The sequence below is a fragment of the Streptomyces cupreus genome (genome assembly GCF_014257025.1).
GTDB classification, from domain to species: Bacteria; Actinomycetota; Actinomycetes; order Streptomycetales; family Streptomycetaceae; genus Streptomyces; species Streptomyces cupreus.
Genome location: NZ_JACMSF010000019.1, coordinates 63,454 through 84,433, shown reverse-complemented (window position 1 = coordinate 84,433; position 20,980 = coordinate 63,454). Strand labels below are relative to the sequence as shown.

Annotated in this window: 16 protein-coding genes; 10 read left to right on the top strand and 6 right to left on the bottom strand. The window is 72.1% G+C overall.

From position 1 onward, the window contains the following. The 6 genes from H4N64_RS19330 (at nt 1) to H4N64_RS19305 (ending at nt 6,700) form a co-directional block, all read left to right on the top strand. Nucleotides 1–1,947: a fumarate reductase/succinate dehydrogenase flavoprotein subunit gene (locus H4N64_RS19330; protein WP_186283614.1), complete on the top strand. Its 1,947-nt coding sequence runs from the start codon at nt 1–3 to the stop codon at nt 1,945–1,947. Next, the gene (locus H4N64_RS19325) at nt 1,944–2,690 is read left to right on the top strand and encodes a succinate dehydrogenase/fumarate reductase iron-sulfur subunit (protein ID WP_186283613.1); all 747 of its coding nucleotides are present in this window, start codon (nt 1,944–1,946) and stop codon (nt 2,688–2,690) included. The genes H4N64_RS19330 and H4N64_RS19325 overlap by 4 nt, the downstream gene beginning before the upstream one ends. A gap of 107 nt (nt 2,691–2,797) precedes the next feature. Continuing rightward, nucleotides 2,798–3,823: a hypothetical protein gene (locus H4N64_RS19320; RefSeq protein ID WP_186283612.1), complete on the top strand. Its 1,026-nt coding sequence runs from the start codon at nt 2,798–2,800 to the stop codon at nt 3,821–3,823. Nucleotides 3,824–3,953: 130 nt separating this feature from the next. Then, the gene (locus H4N64_RS19315; protein WP_186283611.1) at nt 3,954–4,727 is read left to right on the top strand and encodes a GNAT family N-acetyltransferase; all 774 of its coding nucleotides are present in this window, start codon (nt 3,954–3,956) and stop codon (nt 4,725–4,727) included. A 38-nt stretch (nt 4,728–4,765) separates the two neighbouring features. Continuing rightward, nucleotides 4,766–5,692 carry a lysophospholipid acyltransferase family protein gene (locus H4N64_RS19310; RefSeq protein WP_186283662.1) on the top strand — a complete coding sequence of 309 codons (927 nt, stop codon included), beginning with the start codon at nt 4,766–4,768 and terminating at the stop codon, nt 5,690–5,692. A gap of 24 nt (nt 5,693–5,716) precedes the next feature. Continuing rightward, nucleotides 5,717–6,700, top strand: a complete 984-nt coding sequence (locus H4N64_RS19305; RefSeq protein ID WP_186283610.1) for a BtrH N-terminal domain-containing protein — start codon at nt 5,717–5,719, stop codon at nt 6,698–6,700. Nucleotides 6,701–6,711: 11 nt separating this feature from the next. Here H4N64_RS19305 and H4N64_RS19300 read toward each other — a convergent pair whose 3' ends face one another. From H4N64_RS19300 to H4N64_RS19275, 6 genes are all read right to left on the bottom strand, one after another. Continuing rightward, entirely contained in the window at nt 6,712–9,054 is a 2,343-nt protein-coding gene (locus tag H4N64_RS19300) for an ATP-binding cassette domain-containing protein (RefSeq protein WP_186283609.1), read from the bottom strand. Between the two features lie 39 nt (nt 9,055–9,093). Next, nucleotides 9,094–9,999 (bottom strand): DUF2716 domain-containing protein, encoded by a 906-nt coding sequence (locus tag H4N64_RS19295; RefSeq protein WP_186283608.1) that lies wholly within the window; start codon nt 9,997–9,999, stop codon nt 9,094–9,096. Between the two features lie 121 nt (nt 10,000–10,120). Further along, entirely contained in the window at nt 10,121–11,125 is a 1,005-nt protein-coding gene (locus H4N64_RS19290) for an LLM class flavin-dependent oxidoreductase (RefSeq protein ID WP_186283607.1), read from the bottom strand. A 34-nt stretch (nt 11,126–11,159) separates the two neighbouring features. Then, nucleotides 11,160–12,545: an FAD-binding oxidoreductase gene (locus H4N64_RS19285; protein WP_186283606.1), complete on the bottom strand. Its 1,386-nt coding sequence runs from the start codon at nt 12,543–12,545 to the stop codon at nt 11,160–11,162. A gap of 126 nt (nt 12,546–12,671) precedes the next feature. Then, nucleotides 12,672–14,345 carry a LuxR C-terminal-related transcriptional regulator gene (locus H4N64_RS19280; protein WP_186283605.1) on the bottom strand — a complete coding sequence of 558 codons (1,674 nt, stop codon included), beginning with the start codon at nt 14,343–14,345 and terminating at the stop codon, nt 12,672–12,674. A gap of 243 nt (nt 14,346–14,588) precedes the next feature. Beyond that, nucleotides 14,589–15,206, bottom strand: a complete 618-nt coding sequence (locus tag H4N64_RS19275; RefSeq protein ID WP_336246735.1) for a TetR/AcrR family transcriptional regulator — start codon at nt 15,204–15,206, stop codon at nt 14,589–14,591. 109 nt (nt 15,207–15,315) lie between these two features. Here H4N64_RS19275 and H4N64_RS19270 point away from each other — a divergent pair, with 109 nt between their 5' ends. From H4N64_RS19270 to H4N64_RS19255, 4 genes are read left to right on the top strand one after another with little or no spacing between them, the layout of a single operon-like run. Then, a complete protein-coding gene (locus tag H4N64_RS19270; RefSeq protein ID WP_186283604.1) occupies nt 15,316–16,518 on the top strand; it encodes an alpha/beta hydrolase family protein in 1,203 nt (400 codons plus the stop codon). Continuing rightward, the gene (locus H4N64_RS19265; protein ID WP_186283603.1) at nt 16,515–17,861 is read left to right on the top strand and encodes an MFS transporter; all 1,347 of its coding nucleotides are present in this window, start codon (nt 16,515–16,517) and stop codon (nt 17,859–17,861) included. Before H4N64_RS19270 ends, H4N64_RS19265 begins: the two co-directional genes overlap by 4 nt. Before the next feature lie 6 nt (nt 17,862–17,867). Beyond that, entirely contained in the window at nt 17,868–19,043 is a 1,176-nt protein-coding gene (locus H4N64_RS19260) for a thiolase family protein (RefSeq protein ID WP_186283602.1), read from the top strand. Beyond that, the gene (locus tag H4N64_RS19255; protein WP_186283601.1) at nt 19,040–20,971 is read left to right on the top strand and encodes an AMP-binding protein; all 1,932 of its coding nucleotides are present in this window, start codon (nt 19,040–19,042) and stop codon (nt 20,969–20,971) included. The genes H4N64_RS19260 and H4N64_RS19255 overlap by 4 nt, the downstream gene beginning before the upstream one ends. Nucleotides 20,972–20,980: the final 9 nt, after the last annotated feature.

Below are 20,980 nucleotides of genomic sequence, written 5' to 3'. Positions count from 1 at the left end.
ATGACCTACACCGACTACCTGACCGGCGAGCCGGTCGTCGACTCCAAGGCGCCGCAGGGCCCGGTCAACGAGCGCTGGGACAAGCGCCGTTTCGAGGCCAAGCTGGTCAACCCGGCCAACCGGCGCAAGCACACGGTGATCGTCGTCGGTACCGGCCTGGCCGGCGGCTCGGCCGGCGCCACTCTCGCCGAACAGGGCTACCACGTCGTCCAGTTCTGCTACCAGGACTCCCCGCGCCGCGCCCACTCCATCGCCGCGCAGGGCGGCATCAACGCCGCGAAGAACTACCGCAACGACGGCGACTCCGTGCACCGCCTGTTCTACGACACCGTCAAGGGCGGCGACTTCCGGGCGCGGGAGTCGAACGTGCATCGGCTCGCGCAGATCTCGGTCGAGATCATCGACCAGTGCGTCGCGCAGGGCGTGCCGTTCGCGCGCGAGTACGGCGGTCTCCTCGACACCCGCTCCTTCGGTGGCGTCCAGGTGTCCCGGACCTTCTACGCCCGTGGCCAGACGGGTCAGCAGCTCCTCCTCGGCGCCTACCAGGCGCTGTCCCGGCAGATCGCCGCGGGCAACGTCGAGATGCACCCGCGTACCGAGATGCTCGACCTGATCGTCATCGACGGCCGGGCCCGCGGCATCGTCGCCCGCGACCTGATCACCGGCAAGATCGACACGTACTTCGCGGACGCCGTCGTCCTCGCCTCCGGCGGCTACGGCAACGTCTTCTACCTGTCGACGAACGCCATGAACTCCAACGCCACCGCCGTCTGGCGGGCCCACCGGCGCGGCGCCTACTTCGCCAACCCCTGCTTCACGCAGATCCACCCGACCTGCATCCCACGCACCGGCGACCACCAGTCCAAGCTGACGCTGATGAGCGAGTCGCTGCGCAACGACGGCCGGATCTGGGTGCCGAAGGCCAAGGGCGACGACCGTCCCGCGAACAAGATCCCCGAGGACGAGCGCGACTACTACCTGGAGCGCATCTACCCCTCCTTCGGCAACCTCGTGCCCCGTGACATCGCCTCCCGCGCCGCGAAGAACGTCTGCGACGAGGGCAGGGGAGTGGGCCCCGGCGGACAGGGCGTCTACCTCGACTTCGCGGACGCCATCAAGCGCATGGGCCGCAAGGCGGTCGAGGCCAAGTACGGCAACCTCTTCGACATGTACCAGCGGATCACCGACGAGGATCCGTACCAGGTGCCCATGCGGATCTACCCCGCCGTGCACTACACGATGGGCGGACTGTGGGTCGACTACGACCTGCAGACCACCGTCCCCGGCCTGTTCGCGATCGGCGAGGCCAACTTCTCCGACCACGGCGCCAACCGGCTCGGTGCCTCGGCGCTGATGCAGGGCCTGGCCGACGGCTACTTCGTGCTGCCGGCGACCATCAACGACTACCTGGCCAAGAACCCGCACCAGGACAAGGTCACCGCCGAACACCCCGTCGTGCAGGAGGTGTTGGCCGAGACCGAGGACCGGATCAACCTGCTGCTCTCGGTCGACGGCGACCGCACCCCCGACTCCTTCCACCGCGAAGTCGGCGAACTTATGTGGGAGTTCTGCGGTATGGCCCGCAGCGACTCCGGGCTGCGCAAGGCGCTGGAGCGCATTCCGCAGATCCGCGAGGAGTTCTGGCGGCGGATCAAGGTGCCCGGCACCGGCGAGGAGTTCAACCAGTCGCTGGAGAAGGCCAACCGTGTCGTCGACTACCTGGAGCTCGCCGAGCTGATGTGCCTCGACGCGCTGCACCGCAGCGAGTCCTGCGGCGGTCACTTCCGCGAGGAGTCCCAGACGCCCGACGGCGAGGCCGCCCGCCGCGACGACGAGTTCACCTACGCGGCCGCCTGGGAGTTCACCGGGACCGGCGAGGCCCCCACCCTGCACAAGGAAGACCTGGTCTTCGAGTACGTCCACCCCACTCAGCGGAGCTACGCATGAAGCTCACCCTGCGCGTCTGGCGCCAGAAGAACGCCGACGCCGACGGCGCCATGTCCACGTACGAAGTGGACGGGATCTCCTCCGACATGTCGTTCCTGGAGATGCTCGACACGCTCAACGAAGAGCTCATCCTGCGCGGTGAGGACCCGGTCGCCTTCGACCACGACTGCCGTGAGGGCATCTGCGGCGCGTGCTCCCTGGTCATCAACGGGGACGCGCACGGCCCTGAGCGGACGACCACGTGTCAGCTGCACATGCGGTCCTTCAAGGACGGCGACACGATCGACATCGAGCCGTGGCGGGCCTCCGCCTTCCCGGTGATCAAGGACCTGGTGGTGGACCGGTCGGCGTTCGACCGGATCATCCAGGCCGGCGGATACATCACCGCGCCCACCGGGGCCGCCCCCGAGGCGCACGCGACTCCGGTGCCCAAGCCGGACGCCGACTTCGCCTTCGAACACGCCGAGTGCATCGGCTGCGGGGCCTGCGTCGCTGCGTGTCCGAACGGCGCGGCCATGCTGTTCACCTCCGCCAAGATCAACCACCTGAACGTGCTGCCTCAGGGCGCTCCCGAGCGGGAGACGCGCGTGCTGGACATGGTGGCCCAGATGGACGACGAGGGCTTCGGCGGCTGCACCCTGACCGGCGAGTGCGCGACCGCCTGCCCCAAGGGCATTCCGCTGGTCTCCATCACGAGCATGAACAAGGAGTGGCTGCGGGCCACGCGGAAGGTCAAGCGGTAGCGCTGCACCGCTTCAAGTGAACGTTCGCCGACAACGTGCGGACGAGCGGGGTCGGGAGGGTGCTCCCCGGCCCCGCTTCGCTTGTCCGGGCTCGGTAGGCTGCGCACATGATCTTCGCAAGTCAGCAGCAGGAGCGGTTCGTTGAGGCAGTCGGCCGCTTCGAGGCCGCCGTGCGCGAGCAGGAACCGGACCGGGCGGAACAGGCGTTCCACGAGATGTACCGGAGCTTCCAGGACGCTGGACCGCAGGAGGTCGCCCAGGCCGCCCCGCGCCTGGCCGCGCTGCTGCCGGAGGTGCCGCCGGGACCTCGCGGCACCATTGCCGTGATCGTCGGCGCCTGCGTGGAGCGCGGTGCCGACCCGGGGCCCTGCGCGCCGTACATCTTCGTGGAGCTGGCCGAGACCCTGGCCGACGTGGGGGAGTTCTGCGAGCGCTGGGCGGAGACCGGCGGCGGGGACTTCCCCGATCCGGAGCCCGGAGAAGTGGATCCGGCGGTCTTCGAACGTGTGGGACCGGAGGCGGCCCTGGCCTGGCTGTCGATGCCCCAGTGGGAGATGGCGTCCCTCGCCATGCTCAACCACCCGGCCGTGCGCACCGCGCTCGACGGCTCGCTGCGCGCCCGGCTGCTGCGGGCGGTGCGGGCCGTGGCGGAGGCGTCGGGCCACGAGTTCAAGTGTCTGACGTACGCCCTGCTCGTCCTCGACGACGAGCCGCTGGTCGTGCTGCACCGCCCCACCGGCACCGGCTACCGGATGCGGATGAGCGGGATCGGCGACAATTTCCAGCTGCACACCCTGCTCGCGGACATCCTCGTCGGCGGCGGCCATGTGCCCGGCCGGGCCCCGTCCCCGCAGGAGGCGGCGGTGTGCCGCAACGCGCCGGGGCAGGTGCACACCGTGGGGTCGTTCAACCTGGTCACGCCCGGCGGGGAATGGGTGTGGAACGAGGGCACGCCCGACGACATACCGGTCGTCGACGGCGTACGCCTGCTCGTCCTCGACCCGCCGCCCTACGAGCGCAGCTGGCCCTCGGGCCGGTTCTTCCCGCACATGACGGGAGACCTCGTCCTGGAGCGGGTTCTCGACGCCGCGGAGACGCGCTACTGGCTGGAGGGTTGCGCGCCGCCCAAGTGACGGTGTCCTGACCGTTCCGTTCAACAACCTCACATCCGCACTCCTGGCGATGGTCACGCGGGCGACGCCCTGCGTCGGAAGAACTGTTTCGGCCGCTCAACCGTCCCCGGCCTTTGACCAGGAGAGAGCCATGAACGGCGTTTCCACGCTCGACCGCCCCCCGCAGCCGGCGGCCCCGACCCGCTACACCGTCAGCATCGCCCGCAGCGAGGAGGATGTGCGGGCCGCCCAGCGGCTGCGGCACGATGTCTTCGCCGGGGAGATGGGCGCGCTGCTGTCCACCCCGCAGCCGGGGCACGACATCGACGCCTTCGACGCGTACTGCGACCACCTGCTGGTCCGTGACACGTTCACCGACCAGGTCGTCGGCACCTACCGGCTGCTGCCCCCGGACCGCGCCGCGGTCGCCGGGCGGCTGTACTCGGAGGGCGAGTTCGACCTCGCCCCGCTCGACCCGATCCGCCCGGGCCTGGTCGAGGTCGGCCGCTCCTGCGTCCACCCCGACCACCGGGACGGCGCGGTCATCGGCCTGATCTGGGCCGGGATAGCGCGCTACATGGTGGACAACGGCCATGAGTGGCTGGCCGGCTGCTGCTCCATCCCGCTCGCGGACGGCGGCGCCCTCGCGGCCGGCACCTGGGACCGGGTGCGGGACAAGCACCTGGCGCCCGAGGAGTACCGGGTCCGTCCGCTGCTGCCCTGGAACCCGGAGGGCGTGGCCCGCCCCGAGGGCCGCACCGAACTGCCCCCGCTGCTGCGCGGCTACCTCCGCCTCGGCGCCTGGGTGTGCGCGGAGCCCGCGCACGACCCGGACTTCGGGGTCGCCGACCTGTACGTGCTGCTGTCGATGCGCCGGGTCAACCCGCGCTATCTGAAGCACTTCCTCTCGCTCGTCCCGGCCTGATGAGCCTGCTGCGTACGGTGCCCGTGGGCGGGCGCGCCATGACCCAGCGGCGCGCGCGCCGGGCGGCGGCCGCGGTGCCCCGCCCGGTCGTACCGACGAGCGCCTGGCTGCCCACCGCGCCCTGCTCCCCGCAGGTCTGCGTCGCCTCCGCCCGCTCACTGGCGGACGTGCCACGCGCGGTGCTGCGGATCGGGGCGCTGCTGGTGACGCTCCTGGTAGGGGTCGCGCTGCTGCCGGTGTTCGGGGTCGTTCCCGCGTCCCGGCGGGACACGCTGATCCGCGGGTGGAGTCGGGCCGTGGTCCGGGCCTCCGGGGTACGGGTACGCATCACCGGCGCGGCGCCGCCCACGGGCGGTCTGCTCCTGGTCGCCAATCACATCTCGTGGCTGGACATCCCGCTGCTCGCCGCGGTGCGCCCGGCCCGGATGCTCGCCAAGGCGGAGATCCGGCAGTGGCCGGTGGCGGGCGGGCTCACCGCGCTCAGCGGCGCCCTGTTCATCGAGCGGGACCGGCTGCGCGCGCTGCCCCATACGGTCGCCCGGATCGCCGAGACCCTGCGCTCCGGCGCCGCGGTCGTCGCCTTCCCGGAGGGCAGCACCTGGTGCGGCCGGGCGCAGGGCCACTTCCGCCGGGCGGTGTTCCAGGCCGCGCTGGACGCGGGCGTGGCGGTCCAGCCGGTGCGCCTGCACTACCGGTTCGAGGGCGGCCCGGCGAGCACCGCGGCCGCCTTCGTCGGCGAGGACTCCCTGCTCTCCTCGCTGTGGCGGGTGGTCACGGCACGGCGCCTGGTCGCCGAGGTCGAGGTACGGCCGCAGATCCCCGCGGGCGCCCACCCCGACCGCCGAGCCCTGGCCCGGGCGGCCCAACCGGTCCCGACAGGGGGCGAACTCGCCTGGGCGCACGCCGCGTTGGCGGCGGAGCAGTTGCGGGTGCCGAGGGGGCTGGAGGTTCCGCAGCGCGGCTAGGCCGTGTCCCTCAGAATGAGCGGCATGACCATGGTGAAGGACATCGATGCCCGCGGTATGCAGCACTGCGAGACGACCGCGCTGGGCGTGCTGCTGCGGCATGAGGGACTCGACCTGTCCGAGCCCATGCTGTTCGGGCTCGGCTCCGGGCTGTCCTTCATCTACTGGGACAGCAAAGCCATGGGCTTTCCCTTCCTGGGAGGCCGCGTCAAGCCGTTCGAGCTCACCAGGAACCTGGCCGCCGTCCTCGGGCTTGAGCTGCTGGTCAGGGAGACCACCTCCCCACGCAAGGCATGGCAGGACGTGGCGGCACCCATCGACGCCGGCCGGCCCGTCGGCCTGCAACTCGACAGCTACCACCTGGACTACTTCACCACCAAGGTGCACTTCGGCGGGCACGTCGTGGCCATGTACGGCTACGACGAACAGGACGCCTACCTGGTGGACACCGCCCCACAGGGCGGAGCCGTCTCGACCAGCCTCGCCGGACTCGCCAGGGCCAGGGCCGAGCGCGGCCCCATGAGCGCCAGGCACCGCTCCTTCACCATCACAGCGCCCAGCACCCCGACGTCACCCCAGGACCGGATCATCCCCGCGATCAAGACCTGCGCGCACGCCTTCCTCAACCCGCCCATCGCGAACCTCGGCCACCGGGGCATCGAGAAAACCGCCAAGCTGGTGCCGAAGTGGCTGCAGCGCAGCGACAATCCGCGGGAGGACCTGCCACGGGCCGCCGCCCTCATGGAGAAGGCCGGCACCGGCGGCGCCCTGTTCCGCAATCTCTACCGGGACTTCCTCGTCGAGTGCGCCCAGCTGATCGACAGCAGCCACCTGCGCACCGGCCACAGCCTGTACTCCGAGGCCGCCACCCTCTGGACACAGGTGGCCGCACTCGTGGCGACAGCAGGCGAATCCGGCGACGCGGAGAACCTCAGGCAGACCGGCGCCATCCTGCACGAACTCTCCCGCATCGAACACGACGCGATGCAGGCACTCAGCCTGCTCTAGGAGCCTGTCCGTCAGGTGCGAAGACGTCCCACCACCCGGGCCAGGTACCCCGCCGTAACGCTCCCCTCCGTCCGCGCCACCTCACCCGGCGGCCCCGCCGCCACGATCCGTCCGCCCGCGTCACCGCCGCCCGGACCCAGGTCGATCACCCAGTCCGCGCCCGCGACCACCGACATGTCGTGCTCGACGACGATCACGGTGTGTCCGGCGTCGACCAGGCCGTGCAGTTGCCGCATCAGCACTTCGACGTCGGCCGGGTGGAGTCCGGTGGTCGGCTCGTCGAGGAGGTAGAGGGTGTGGCCGCGGCGGCCGCGCTGGAGTTCGCTCGCGAGCTTGATCCGCTGCGCCTCGCCGCCGGACAGCTCGGTCGCGGGCTGCCCGAGCCGCAGATAGCCGAGGCCGACGTCGAGGAGCGTGCCGAGGCTGCGGGCCACCGCCGGGGTGTCCGCGAAGAACTCCGCCGCCGCCTCCACCGTGAGGTCCAGCACCTGCGCGATGTTCCGCCCCCGGTACGTCACTTCGAGCGTCTCGGGGTTGTAGCGCGCGCCCCCGCAGTCCGGGCACGCCGCATACGTGCTCGGCAGGAACAGCAACTCGACGCTCACGAACCCCTCGCCCTGGCAGGTCTCACAGCGCCCTCCGGCCACGTTGAAGGAGAAGCGCCCGACACCGTAACCCCGCTGCCGTGCCTGGTCCGTGGCCGCGAACGCCTTGCGTACGACGTCGAACAGGCCCGTGTACGTGGCGAGGTTGGAGCGCGGAGTGCGCCCGATCGGCTTCTGGTCGACGCAGACCAGCCGGCCGACGCCCGCCGACTCCTCCGTGATCTCCCCGATGAGCGTGGACTTCCCCGACCCGGAGACCCCGGTCACCGCCGTGAACACACCGAGCGGGAACTCGGCGTTCACCGACCGCAGGTTGTGCCGCGTGACCGGCCCGACCTTCAACTGACCGGCGGGCGTGCGCACTTCACGCACCGGGGCGGGGGAGCGGTCGAAGAGGAAACGGGCTGTCGCCGACTCCTCGACCGCGGCGAGCCCGGCCGACGGGCCGCTGTACAGCACCTGCCCGCCGTGCTCGCCCGCGCGTGGGCCCACGTCCACCAGCCAGTCGGCGCCGCGGACGACGTCCAGGTGGTGCTCCACCACGAACACCGAGTTCCCGGCGGCTTTGAGCCGTTCGAGTACGGTCAGCAGCGCCTCGGTGTCCGCCGGGTGCAGTCCGGCGGACGGCTCGTCGAGGACGTACACGACCCCGAAGAGCCCGGAGCGCAGTTGGGTGGCGAGGCGCAGGCGCTGGAGCTCGCCCGCGGAGAGGGTGGGGGTGGCGCGGTCGAGGCTGAGGTAGCCGAGGCCCAGCTCGACGACCGGGCCGATCCGGGACCTGAGGTCCTCGGTGAGGACGCGGGCGGTCTCCGAGGCGCCGTGCAGGGTGTCGGCGAGCTCGACCAGCGGCACCGCCGCCAGCTCGGCGATCGTCCGGCCCGCGAAGGTCACCGCCAGGGCCTCGGGGCGCAGCCTGCTGCCGCCGCACGCCGGACAGGGCGCACTGGCCAGGAACCGCTCCGCCTTCGCGCGCAGGGCCGTGCTCTTGGAGTCGGAGAACGTCTTCATGACGTACCGCCGGGCGCTCATGTACGTGCCCTGGTACGGCCGTTGGATGCGGTTTGCCTCCCGCACCGGATGCACCGTGACGACCGGCTGCTCGTCGGTGAACAGGATCCACTCCCGCTGCTCGGCGGGCAGTTCGCGCCAGGGCCGGTCCACATCGTGGCCGAGCGCGTCGAGGATGTCGCGCAGGTTCTTGCCCTGCCAGGCGCCGGGCCACGCGGCGATGGCGCCGTCCCGGATCGACAGCGAGGGGTCGGGGACCAGCAACTCCTCGGTCGTACGGTGGACTTGGCCCAGTCCGTGGCACTCGGGGCACGCTCCGGCCGCCGTGTTCGGTGAGAAGGAGTCCGAGTCGAGCCGTTCGGCGCCCGGTGGGTAGTCGCCCGCCCGGGAGAACAGCATGCGCAGCGAGTTGGACAGGGTGGTGACCGTGCCGACCGAGGAGCGTGAGGTGGGTGCCGAGCGGCGCTGCTGGAGCGAGACCGCGGGCGGCAGACCGGTGATCTCACCGACCTTCGGCGCCCCCACCTGATGGATCAGCCTGCGCGCGTACGGCGCCACCGACTCGAAGTAACGGCGCTGCGCCTCGGCGTAGATCGTCCCGAAGGCGAGCGAGGACTTCCCGGAGCCGGAGACACCGGTGAACACGGCCAGCACGTCCCGCGGGATGTCGACGTCCACGCCCTTGAGGTTGTGCTCGCGGGCGCCTCGGACGCGGACGTACGGGTCGTGGGGGTCGTGCATGAAGGAGCTCCGTGGGGCGAGGGGACAAACCCCGCAATTCTATGGGACCGGCCCGAACGTCCACACGTTCCCCACCGGCCGCCCGTCCCGCCGCAGCACCCTGCCCAGCAGCTCGGTGAGATCCTCCTCGACTGCCGTACGTGCCCATGCGCAGGTCAGCGGTGACCTGGATGACGTTCTCGTCGGTGAGGTAGGAGTAGCCCGGCCACCACGGCGGCAGGCCCTCAGCCCACGGGCGACGACCGCCTCCACCCGGCGCAGCACCGGGTCGCGCCAGTCCTCGACGGCCTCCATATGCCAAGTGACCGAGCCGGGCGGTTCGGCGATGCCGTCGCAGGCGGTCTCGTACGTGACCTCGAACCGCTTCTCGAAGCGCCGCCAGATCTCGTCGTGCTCAGGCTCGGAGAACAGCAGGCGTGCCGGGCGTTCCCGGGCCGGTTCCCCGGGCGGCGCCCACCGGTAGGTGGTGACCTCGGCTACCTCGTGGAACCCCGCCGACCGATGGACGCCGACGAGCTCTCCGCTCGCCTCGGCCACCACATAGCGCGACTTCGGTTGCGACCACACCTCGCGGGCCGCCCACGCGGCCGCCGCGTGCAGCAGTTCGGGACGCGGCCCAGTGATCCCGCCGATCGAGGAGAAGTCCGTGCCGTGGGCCTTCTCCAGCCAGACCAGGTCCACGGGCCGTGTGTGCTGCCACACGGACAGGATGTCCATGCCGTGCTCCAGTTCGGAGACCGGGCGGTGCTGCTGGGGGGCCGCGGCGGCGAGCCGCAGGATCCTGCCCTGGTCGCTGGGCGGCAGGCCCAGCCAGTACGTCCGCAATTCGATGTCCGTCGTCGGTACCTCGGTGACGTCGGCCACCAGCAGGGAGCGCGCCGGCCCCGGGGTGAATCCGGCGGCGCGCAGGGCCCGAGCGAGCCGCGGTCCGTCGGGGGAGTACACCTTCCCCCGTAGTGGATGCGGACCAGCGGTCCGTCCCGCTCGGCGAGCACACCGAACTCCTCGGGTTCGCGTGCGCGCATCTGTGTGTCGTACTTCTCCCACAACGCCGAGGCGTCATCGGTCACTCATTGACTCCCGTGATCCCGGCCAGCCGCCGATACGAATCCAGCAGTGACGGACGGTCATATGTGCTGGTGGTGACCAGGATCTCCTGGGCGCCCGTCTCCTTCAACAGGATTTCCAGCTCGTCCGCGACCTGCTCCTCGGTGCCGGCGATGTGCCCGGCGAGGCCCTGCTCGTGGAAGGCGCGCTCCTTGGCGGTCATCGTGAGTGCCTCGACGCGCTCGGCGGGCGGCAGGGGCGGGAAGGTGCCGTGTGTGCGGGAGTACGCCATCGACCAGGCCTCCGGGATCAGCAGCCGCCGGGCCTCCTCGGGGGTCGCGGCCACGGCGATCGTGCCGGAGATGACGACATGGGGTTCCGTGGCCCAGGGGGAGGGGCGGAAGTTCGCGCGGTAGTGATCGATGCCGCGCTGCATCTTCGGGCGGTTCCTGAAGTCGCCGATGACCATCGGCAGACCCGCGCGGGCCGCGATGTCCGCGCCCTCGCCCATGGCCAGCACGAACGGCGGCACGGTCAGTCCCTCGGCGGGCCGCGCGTGCACGCCGGTGGGGGAGGTGCCGCGGAACCAGCCGAGCAGTTCCTGGATCTGCGCCGCGAAGTCCTCCGCGTCCCCCTTGTCCCGGCCGAGCGCCTTGCGTACGCCGTCGGTGAAGCCGACCGAGCGCCCAAGACCCATGTCGATGCGGCCGGGGAAGAGGGACTCCAGCACCCCGAACTGCTCGGCCACGACCAGAGGTTGGTGGTTCGGCAGCATCACCCCGCCGGTCCCGACCCGGATCGTGCGGGTCGCGGAGGCGACGGCGGCGGCCAGCACGGTCGGCGCCGATCCGGCGACGCCGGGGACGCCGTGGTGCTCCGAGACCCAGATGCGGTGGTAGCCCAGGTCCTCCAGCTCCCGTGCCAGTCGTACGGTGTCGCGCAGCGCCTCGGCGTTCGTATGGCCGTCCCGGGTGCGGGAGCGGTCGAGGACGGAGAAGCGGGTCTGCGCGAGCACGGAACTCATGCCTCGTACAACAACGGGCGGCCCGCAGGATTCCTCACGGCGCGATGTTGTGGTTGAGACGGAACAGGTTCTGCGGGTCGTAGCGCCGTTTGAGGGCAGTCAGCCGGGCGTGGTTGTCCCGGTAGTTGGCCTGCACCCGGTCCTGGTCGTCGCCGTCCATGAAGTTCACGTAGCCGCCCTCCATGGAGTGCGGTGCGAGCGCCCCGTGGAAGGCGCGTACCCAGGGCTTCTGCGCCTCGCAGTCCTCGCGGGTGGTGAGGGTCGGGCTGAGCGCGATCGAGTAGTCGGCGTCCCGGTAGGAGAAGGCGGTCTCCTCGGGGCCGAGGCGGTGGCAGGCGCCGTCGATGGGGAAGAGGACCGTGACGCTCTGGATGGACGGGGTGGTGGCGCCGTACTCGACGAGGGCGTCGACGGCACCGTCCGGCAGGCCTTGGGTGAACGCGCCCTTCCAGTAGTGGTAGAGCCCGGGAGGCACCAGGTCGTCGAAGAGGGTGTTGATCACCGGGTAGGGCATGCGCTCCAGGTGCCGGCCCAGCACGGGGCCGAGTGTGGCGACGCGGTCCCGGATCCGGTCGTCCTCCTCCTCGGGCCCGGTCCAGCAGGTGACCACGCCGCAGAGCGGCCGCCCGTGCCAGCGCTCGGGCAGGAACGGCAGCGGCGGTCCGAGTCCGACCACGAACAGGGCGCCGAGCCGCTCGTCGGCCTCGGCGATCAGTTCCCGGTAGCGGCGGACCACGTCGCCGTCGAGCGGGAAGAAGGTGGGCCCGCCGAGGATGTCGGCGATGGGGTGCAGCCGGTACGCGAAGGACGTGACGGCTCCGAAGTTCCCGCCGCCACCGCGCACCGCGAACAGCAGGTCGCTGTGCTGCTCGTCCGTGCAGGTGACGAAGGATCCGTCGGCCGTCACCAGGTCGACCGAGATCAGGTTGTCGCAGGCCAGGCCGCAGCGGCGGGCCAGGTATCCCATGCCGCCGCCCGTGGTCAGGCCGCCCACGCCGGTGGTGGAGACGATTCCGCCGGTCGTCGCCAGGCCGAAGGCGTACGTGGCGTGGTTGACGTCGGCCCAGGTGCAGCCGCCCTCGACCCAGGCCGTACGGGTCTCGGGGTCGACGCGGATGCCGCGCATCGGGCCGAGGTCGAGGACGACACCGCCGTCGCAGGTCCCGTAGCCGGGGACGCTGTGGCTGCCACCGCGCACGGCGAGCGGCAGGCCCTGGTCGCGGGCGAAGTCCACGGTGGCGATGACATCGCCCGCGTCGACCGCCCGCACGGTGATCGCGGGCCGCCGGTCGTGCATCGCGTTGTAGACCTTGCGGGTCTCGTCGTAGTCCGGGTCGCCGGGCTCGACGAAGTGGCCGCGCACGGATCCGCGCAGCCGGTCCAGCAGTCTGTGGTCGAGGGTCGGCGTGTAAGTGGCCATGGCCGCCACCCGCTTTCTGCGTCAGCGCCGGGTACATCACCGGTGTACACAGGCGGCGGGTTCGCGCTCATCGCCGAAATCACCCATCCCGGCTCGATCGGGCATGGGCCGAACAACCCATACGCCTCACGTGAGGCCGTGCCGGTACGCGTACGCCGTCGCCGCGGCCCGGGAGGACACGTCGAGCTTGGCGAAGATGTTGTTGAGGTGCCGGGCGACGGTGTGCTCGCTGATCACCAGCTCCGCGGCGACGGCGCGGTTGGTGCGGCCCGCGGCGACCAGCCGCAGCACCTGGATCTCCCGCTCGGTGAGCCCGCCGGGCGGCCGTCGGCGCACATCGGCGAGCAGGGCCGCCGCCCGGTGCGCGTCGGGTACCGCGCCGAGCTGCCGGAACGTCTGCTCTGCGGCCCGCAGCTCCATCCGGGCCCCCTCGTCGTCCCCGGCGGCCCGGTCGGCGGCGGCCAGGGTCATCCGTACCTGGGCGGCCTCGTACGGCACCCGCAGCTCCAGCCAGAGCGCCAGCGCCCGGCGCAGCAGGGGCAGCGCGCGGTCGAGGTCACGGGCGGCGAAGGCCACGGCGCCGGAGGCGGCCGCGGCGCTCGCGTGCAGCAGGGTCGTCTCCGAGCCGCACCGCCGCCGCCACTCCCGGGCCAGCGCCTGGAGCCCCTCGGCCGCGGTGCGCGCCTCGGCCGTCCGGCCCAGCGCCAGGCACACCTCGACCTGGGCGGCGAGCAGTCTGCACCGTTCGAGCCCGCCGGCCTCGGCCCCGCTCGCGACGGCGAGCTCCAGGGCCGTGGCCGAGGCGTCGGCCTTCCCCTGGGCCAGCCGCAGCAGGGCGAGGCCGGGCTGCGGGTCGCGACCGAGCTCATGGGTGCGGTCGTACGACTCCTCGGCTGCCGCGAGCTCGCCGCGCCGCCGCTGGATCTGGCCGACCAGATAGACCGCCTCGGCGGCCATCCGCCGCTCGTACGGCAGCAGTTCCTCGCTGGTCCGCTCGGCCTCCGCCAGCGCCTCGGGCCAGCTGCCGCGCAGTTCCAGCACCTCCACCCGGTGCACCCGGCACAGTCCGCGGTAGTTGTTCTCGGCCGGCATCGCCGCGCACCACCGCATGGCCGCGTCGGTCCACTCGGCGGCGCGTTCGAGATCGACGCAGGCCATGGCCTGCTGGAGGCCCAGGCAGTAGACCCACCCGGTGAAGAAGGAGCTGAGCTCACCTGCCATGGCCGAGCACATGGCGTCGTCCAGGAGATCGAGTCCTTCACCGACCCGCCCCTGCGCCACCAGGACGCCCGCCTGCGCCTGGACGCTCATGGCCAGCAGATCCGGGCTGCCGCAGCGCCGGGCGATCCCGGCCATGCGCCGTGCCGCGGCCGTCGCCTCCTCGAACGCGCCGCGCTGCTGAGCGGCCTCCGCGTCGACCCAGGCGAGATAGCACTGCTCGACACACTCCGGCTCCCCGTGGAGCTGCTGCCGGGCCCGGCGCAGCCAGCCGGCGGCCACGGCGGTGCGCCCCGCGAGCTGGTGCTCGTAGAACAGCAGCCAGGCCATGAGCCCCGCCTGCCGGGCCGCGCCCGCCGCGACATATCCCGAGTAGGCCCGCATCCGCTGGACGATCGACTCGTCGATCCGGCTCGTCCACCAGGCGGCGTCGGCGAACGCGGCATAGTCGTCGGGGCCGAGGCGTGCGGCGTCGAGGCGGCCCAGCAGCCGGTACGCCTCGGCCCACGCCTCATGGACAGCGGCCTGCCTGGCCCGCCGCAAGGTGTCCGCGGCCGCCGTGTCGATCGTCCGCTCGGTCACTCGCGGCTCCCTTCTCGCGCGCTGCGAGCAGGTCCGGCCCCTCACCAAGGATAGGCGGGCGGGCGCCGCCGGACTCATTGAACGGGTACCTGGAGCGGCGCTGCGTGCGCTCGTGTTCGCAGTCGTTGTGGATGCCGTGTGTATCCCCCAAGTCGGGCAACGGGTCGGCGGCAGGCAGGCCCTCGCCGCCATCAGTTTCCCGCGTCCGGCGCGGCCGTGCCCCGGTGCCCCGTACCGCGCCGGTCAGCGGCTGGCGGCGAGGGCCGCCAGGACGGCGTGGGTGAGGCGGGTGACGTAGGTGTCGTCGGTGGGGCCGCCCACCGCGAGCATCCTGAAGTACAGCGGGGCGCCGAAGAGGTCGACGGCCAGGCCCATGTCGATGTCGGGGGGCAGTTCGCCGCGGTCCACCGCCTGGCGCACCAGTGTCGCCACCGCCGCGCGCCGGGGGGCGAGGACCGCCTCGTGGAGCGCGTCGCGCAGGGACGGATTGCGCGCCGACTCAGCCACCAGATCGGGGATGATCCGGCCGACGAGCGGATGGTGGAGGTCGGCCATGGTGTTCCGGACGAAGCGTTCGACGTCGTCGTGCAGCGAACCGGAGCCGGCCGTCTCGGGAAGGTGTTCGGCGGCGGCCTCGGAGACCAGCTCCACCACCATGGCCTCCTTGGCGGGCCAGCGGCGGTAGAGGGCCGCCTTGCCGACGCGGGCCCGGCGGGTGACGGCCTCCATCGACATCCGGGCGTACCCGGTCTCGGCCAGCTCCTCGAACACCGCGCGTCTGATCGTCTCGGTCACGGATTCCCGCAGCACCGCCGAGCCCGTGGGCCCGCGGTCGAGTGCGCTCCGGCTGGTCGACTCCACTGCAGGAGACTAACACCGGACGGAACGGTTGCGTTCCGTCCGGGCCAGGAGTACGGTCCCGCCCAGACGGAACGGCCCTGTTCCGTTCCGTAGGAGGAAAGGGGGCCCGATGAGGTTCCTCTTCGACGATCCGGCGTTCTCCTTCCAGGCACTGCGCACGGCCGGGCACGCCGCCCACGGGGGCGCGGATCTCGGCGAAGTCCTGGCCGCCTGCCAACAGATCCCGGACGGCGACGAAGAAGCCTGGAGCCGCGCGTGGACCGCTGTCGCCGAACGCCTCAACCGCATCGCCGACGAGGCGCTCGACGCGGGCCACCGGGTCAGCGCCCGCGAGGCCTACCTGCGGGCCTCGAACTACTACCGGACCGCGGACTTCTTCCGCGTCGAGGACCGGGAGGCCGACGCCGAGTCGTATCGCCTCGCCGGCAACTCACGGCAGACGTTCGCCCGGGCGGCCGAGTTGTTCGAGACGCCGGTGCTGCCGCTGGAGATCCCGTACGAGGACACCACCCTGCCCGCGTACCTGTTCCTCGCCGACGGCACCGGCAGCCCCAGGCCCACCGTCATCCACCACGGCGGCTACGACTCGACCCTGGAAGAGCTCCACTTCATGGTGGGCGGTGGGGCGCTGCGCCGCGGCTACCACGTGCTCGCCTTCGAAGGACCAGGCCAGCAGTCCGTCCGGCGGGAGCAGGGACTGGTCTTCCGGCCGGACTGGGAACACGTGGTCGCCCCCGTGGTGGACCACGCCCTGTCCCGGCCGGATGTGGACCCTGAGAAGCTGGTCCTGTTCGGCACCAGCTTCGGCGGACTGCTGGCCGCCCGGGCCGCCGCCTTCGAGGACCGGATCGCCGCCTGCGTCCTGCACAACGGCATCTACGACTTCTACGAACTCCCGCTGAGGGCCATTCCGCCCTTCCTCGGCGAGTGGGTGACCGACGGCCGGGACGACGTGGCCGGTCCCGCGCTCGCCGTCAGCATGGCCCAGAGCACGCGGGTGCGCTGGTTCCTGCGGCACGGCATGTGGGCCTTCGGCGCCAAGACACCGGCGGAGGCGCTGCGCGCCTGCGCGCCGTACAACCTCGACAACGTGGCCGAGCACATCGCCTGCGCCACGCTCGTCCTCGACGCGGAGAACGACGTGATCTGCTGCGGCGAGGCCCAGCGGGTGCACGACGCCCTGCGCTGCGAGAAGGATCTGTTCACGTTCACCGCCGCCGAAGGGGCCGGCGAACACTGCCAGGAAGGCGCGGCGCTCCGTTTTCAGCAGCGGGTGTTCGACTGGCTCGACGAACGGCTGGGCCGCGCATGACCCTGGAGGCCGAAACCCAGCCGGCCGAGGCGGACGGTACCCGGCGCCGGGCCCGCACCGTCCTGGCCGTGCTGGCGCTGTTCATCGTGATCAACGCCGCCGACAAGGCCGTACTCGGTCTGACCGCCGGCCCCATCAAGGACGAACTCGGGCTGACGGCCACCGAGTTCGGGACCATCGCCAGCAGCTTCTATCTGCTGTTCAGCCTCTCCGCCGTCTCGGTCGGCTTTCTGGGCGACCGCATCCGCCCCCGGCCCCTGCTCGCCGTGCTCGCCCTGGTCTGGGCTGCGGCGCAACTGCCGATCCTCCTCCCCGCCGCTGGATTCGGCGCGCTCGTCGCGACCCGGGTGATGCTGGGCGCGGGTGAGGGGCCGGGCTATCCGCTGGCCAACTACACCGCCTTCACCTGGTACCCGGAGAAACGGCGCGCGCTGCCGTCGGCCGTCGTGGTCGCGGGCGGCGCGGGCGGTACCGTCCTGGCCGCCCCGCTGGTCATCCTGGTCAGCGAGACCCTCGGCTGGCGGGCCGCGTTCGGTCTGCTCGGAGCCGCGGGCCTGATCTGGACCGCACTCTGGCTGCGGCTCGGCGGCGGTGGGCCGTACACCGCCCGGCTGGGCCCCGCGGACGAACCGTCAGAAGCGGGGTACGACACGGTGCCTTTCTGGCGCATCGTCACCACCGGTACCTGGCTGGGGGCCACGCTCTCCACCTTCGCGGTCATGTGGACGCTCGCCCTCGGGTTCGCCTGGGTGCCGCTCTACCTGGAGGAGCAGGCGGGGTTCAGCGACGCGGAGATCAGCGGGATCGTCGGCCTGCCCGCACTGTCGATGGCCGCGCTGGTGCTCTCCGCCGGGGCCCTCGCGCACCGGCTCCTTCGGCGAGGGGTGTCCGCACGGCTCGCCCAGGGACTGCTGGGCGCGCTGCTGCCGCTGCTCGCCGGGGTGTGTCTGCTCCTGATGACCCGGGCCCCGTCCAGCGCCCTGCTGCCGCTGCTGGTGGTGGCGTTCTCCGCGGGCAACGGCCAGACCCCGCTGACCAACGCGGCCATCGCGGACATCTGCCCGCCCGGCCGGCGCAGCGCCGCCCTCGGGCTGTCGTACGCCCTCGCCGCCCTCTCCAGCCTGGTCGCCCCCTATGTCACCGGGCGGATCATCGACGCGGCGTCGAACGAGGCCACCGGCTACGGCCGGGCCTTCGACCTGACCGCCTGGCTGCTGATCGCCGGGGCCGTGCTCTCTGTGCTCCTGATCCGGCCCGACCGTGACGCCCGGACCCTGCTCGCGCACACCGCCCCGCAGCCGACCGCGCCCGCCGCGAACTCAGAGCCCTCAGCGAAGGAGTAACCCCAGATGCCCGTAGACATCGCCGTCGTCCAAGGGGCCCGCACCCCGATCGGCCGGTACAAGGGCGCGCTGAGCTCCATCCCCGCCCACCGTCTTGGCGCCCTCGTGATCCAGGCGACGGTCGCCCGCGGCGGGACGGAACCCGACGCCGTGGACGAGGTCGTCCTCGGCTGCGTCGGCCAGGTCGGTCCCGACGCCTTCAACGCCCGGCGGGCGGCCCTGGCCGCCGGACTGCCCGTGGGGACCACCGCGTACAACGTCAACAGACTGTGCGGATCGGGTCTTCAGGCGGTCTGGTCGGCCGCGCAGAGCCTCACCCTCGGCATCGCGGACCTCATCGTGGCCGGCGGCAACGAGTCGATGACCCGTCAGCCGATGCTGGACTACAGCGAGCGCGCCGCCGACGAAGTGCCCGGAGCGACCACCGTCGACGGCACCCTCTCCCTGCTCACCGACCCTTTCGGGCACTACCCGATGGGCATGACGGGCGAAGTGGTGGCGGACCGGTACGGCATCTCGCGGGAGCGGCAGGACCGGTGGGCCGCCGAGAGCCAGCGCCGGGCCGCCGTCGCCGTCCGGGAGGGGAGGTTCCAGGACCAGATCATCCCCCTCGACACCCCGGACGGCACCGTCGAGCGTGACGAACATCCCCGGCCCGGCACCACGGTGGCGAAGCTGGCCGCCCTGCCTCCCGTGTTCGCCCAGCACGGCACGATCACCGCCGGGAACTCCGCCGGCATCAACGACGGTGCCGCGGCCGTCCTGCTGATGCGCAGCGCTGACCTCGACCCCGGCACCACACCGCTGTGCCGACTGCGCGACGTGGCGGTCACGGCCCTCGAACCGGAGATCATGGGCGTCGCCCCCACCGACGCCATCCGGGCCCTGCTGCACCGCGGCGACCTCACCCTCGACGACATCGACGTGATCGAGCTCAACGAGGCGTTCGCGGCCCAGGTCCTCGCCGTCATGGACGGCCTCAAACTCGACCCCGACCGGGTCAACCCGAACGGCGGCGCGATCGCTCTCGGCCATCCCATCGGCGCCACCGGGGCGGTGCTGCTGCTCAAGGCGGCGCACGAACTGCGCCGCACCGGCGGCCGGTTCGCCGTGATCGCCATGTGCATCGGCGGCGGCCAGGGCATCGCCGCACTCATCGAGAACCCGAGCGCGGTCCGATGAACGCATACGCCTGGTATCCGTCACGCGAGCACACCGAGCACAGCAACATCGCCGCCTTCTGCCGCGAGCACGGCGTCGACGGCGGCTACCGTGCCCTGCACGCCAGGTCCGTCGCCGACCCCGAGTGGTTCTGGGAGCGGGCCGTGCGGGACATCGGCATCGTCTGGCAGGTGCCCCCGCGGCGCGTCCGCGACGACAGCGGTGGCATCGCGTTCACCCGGTGGTTCCCGGGCGGGCGCACCAACCTCGTGGGCTCCTGCCTGGACCGCCAGGTACGGCAGGGGCGCGGTGACGCGCCCGCGCTGCGCTGGGAGCGGGAGGACGGGGCGCGCGGAGTGCTCACCTACGGCGAAGTGGCCACCGACAGCGCCCGGGTGGCGGGCGGGCTGCGCGAGCTCGGGGTCACGGTCGGGGACCGGGTGGCCGCGTATCTGCCCCCGGGGCCCGAGGCCTTCGTGCTGCTCTTCGCCTGCGCGCGCATCGGCGCCGTGCTGGTACCGCTGTTCTCCGGTTTCGGAGCCGAGGCGATCGCGGTCCGGCTCGCCGACGCCGAGCCCCGGGTCCTGGTGACCGCGACGGCCTCCGTGCGGCACGGACGCCGCCACGACATGGAGAGCGCCGCCCGCAGGGCGCTGGAGAACGTGTCGTGCGTACGCCATCTCGTGGTCCTGCCGGACAGGACGAGCACCGGACCGGCCCACACGACCTGGCAGGATCTGGCCGCCGCCGAGCCCGCCGGAACCGTCTCGCTCGCCGCCGACACCCCCTTCCTCCTGCTGCACACCTCCGGCACCACCGGCCGGCCGAAGGGCGCCGTCCACACCCACGGCGGCTTCCCGGCGCAAGTGGGCAGTGAGACCCGGTACAACCTCGATCTGCGGCCGGACGACGTCGTGTGCTGGGTGACGGACCCCGGCTGGATCATGTTCCCGCTCGTCGCCGTCGGCGCCACCCTCGCCGGTGCCTGCGTCCTGACGTACGAGGGCGCGATCGACCATCCGGACTCCGCCCGCCTATGGCGGCTGCTCGACGAGCACGAGGTCACCGTGTTCGGCAGCTCGCCCAGCCTGTCCCGCGCGCTGATGGGACGTGACCGGCGCCACCCGGAGGCCCCCGCCCGGCTGCGGATCCTCGGCTCCACCGGGGAACCGTGGACCGAGGAGGCGTGGCACTGGTACTTCGCCGAGTTCGGCGGCAAACGCTGCCCGGTGATCAACATCTGCGGTGGCACCGAGGTCGGCGGCTCCCTGCTCGCCTCCGCGCCCACCCTGCCCCAGTCGCCCTGCGGCTTCGCGGGCCCGTGCCTGGGCATCGACGCGGCCGTCGAGGACGCCTCGGGCGCCGAGGTGCCCGAAGGCCAGGTCGGCGAGCTGGTGGTGCGGCAGTCGTGGCCAGGCATGACCCTGGGGCTGTGGCGGTCACGCGCACGGTTCGCCCAGGCCTACTTCGGCCGGAGGCCGGACCGTTGGTCGCACGGGGACCTCGTCTCCCGCATCGGCGAGGAGTGGTTCGTCCACGGCCGGCTCGACGACGTCATCAAGGTGGCCGGCAAACGCCTCGGCCCCACCGAGGTGGAGGAGGCGGTCCTCGGCGACCCGGCCGTCGGCGAGGCGGCCGCGGTCGGCATCCCGCACCCCGTCAAGGGCGAGGCCCTGTGGTGCTTCGCGGTCCCGGCGGCCGACGGGCCGCTCGGCGTACCGGAGCGCGAGCGGATCCGCGCACGGGTCGCCGACGCGCTCGGCTCCGCGTTCCGGCCCAGCCGGGTGATCGCCGTGCCCCAGCTGCCCAGGACCCGCAACGGCAAGGTGATGCGGCGCCTCATCCGTGACGTGGTCACCGGCGGGGAGCCCGGCGACCTGTCCACACTCGTCAACCCCGAGAGCCTCGACGCCCTCCGCACGGCCGTACAGCACACCCCGGACCAGTGACGACGGGCA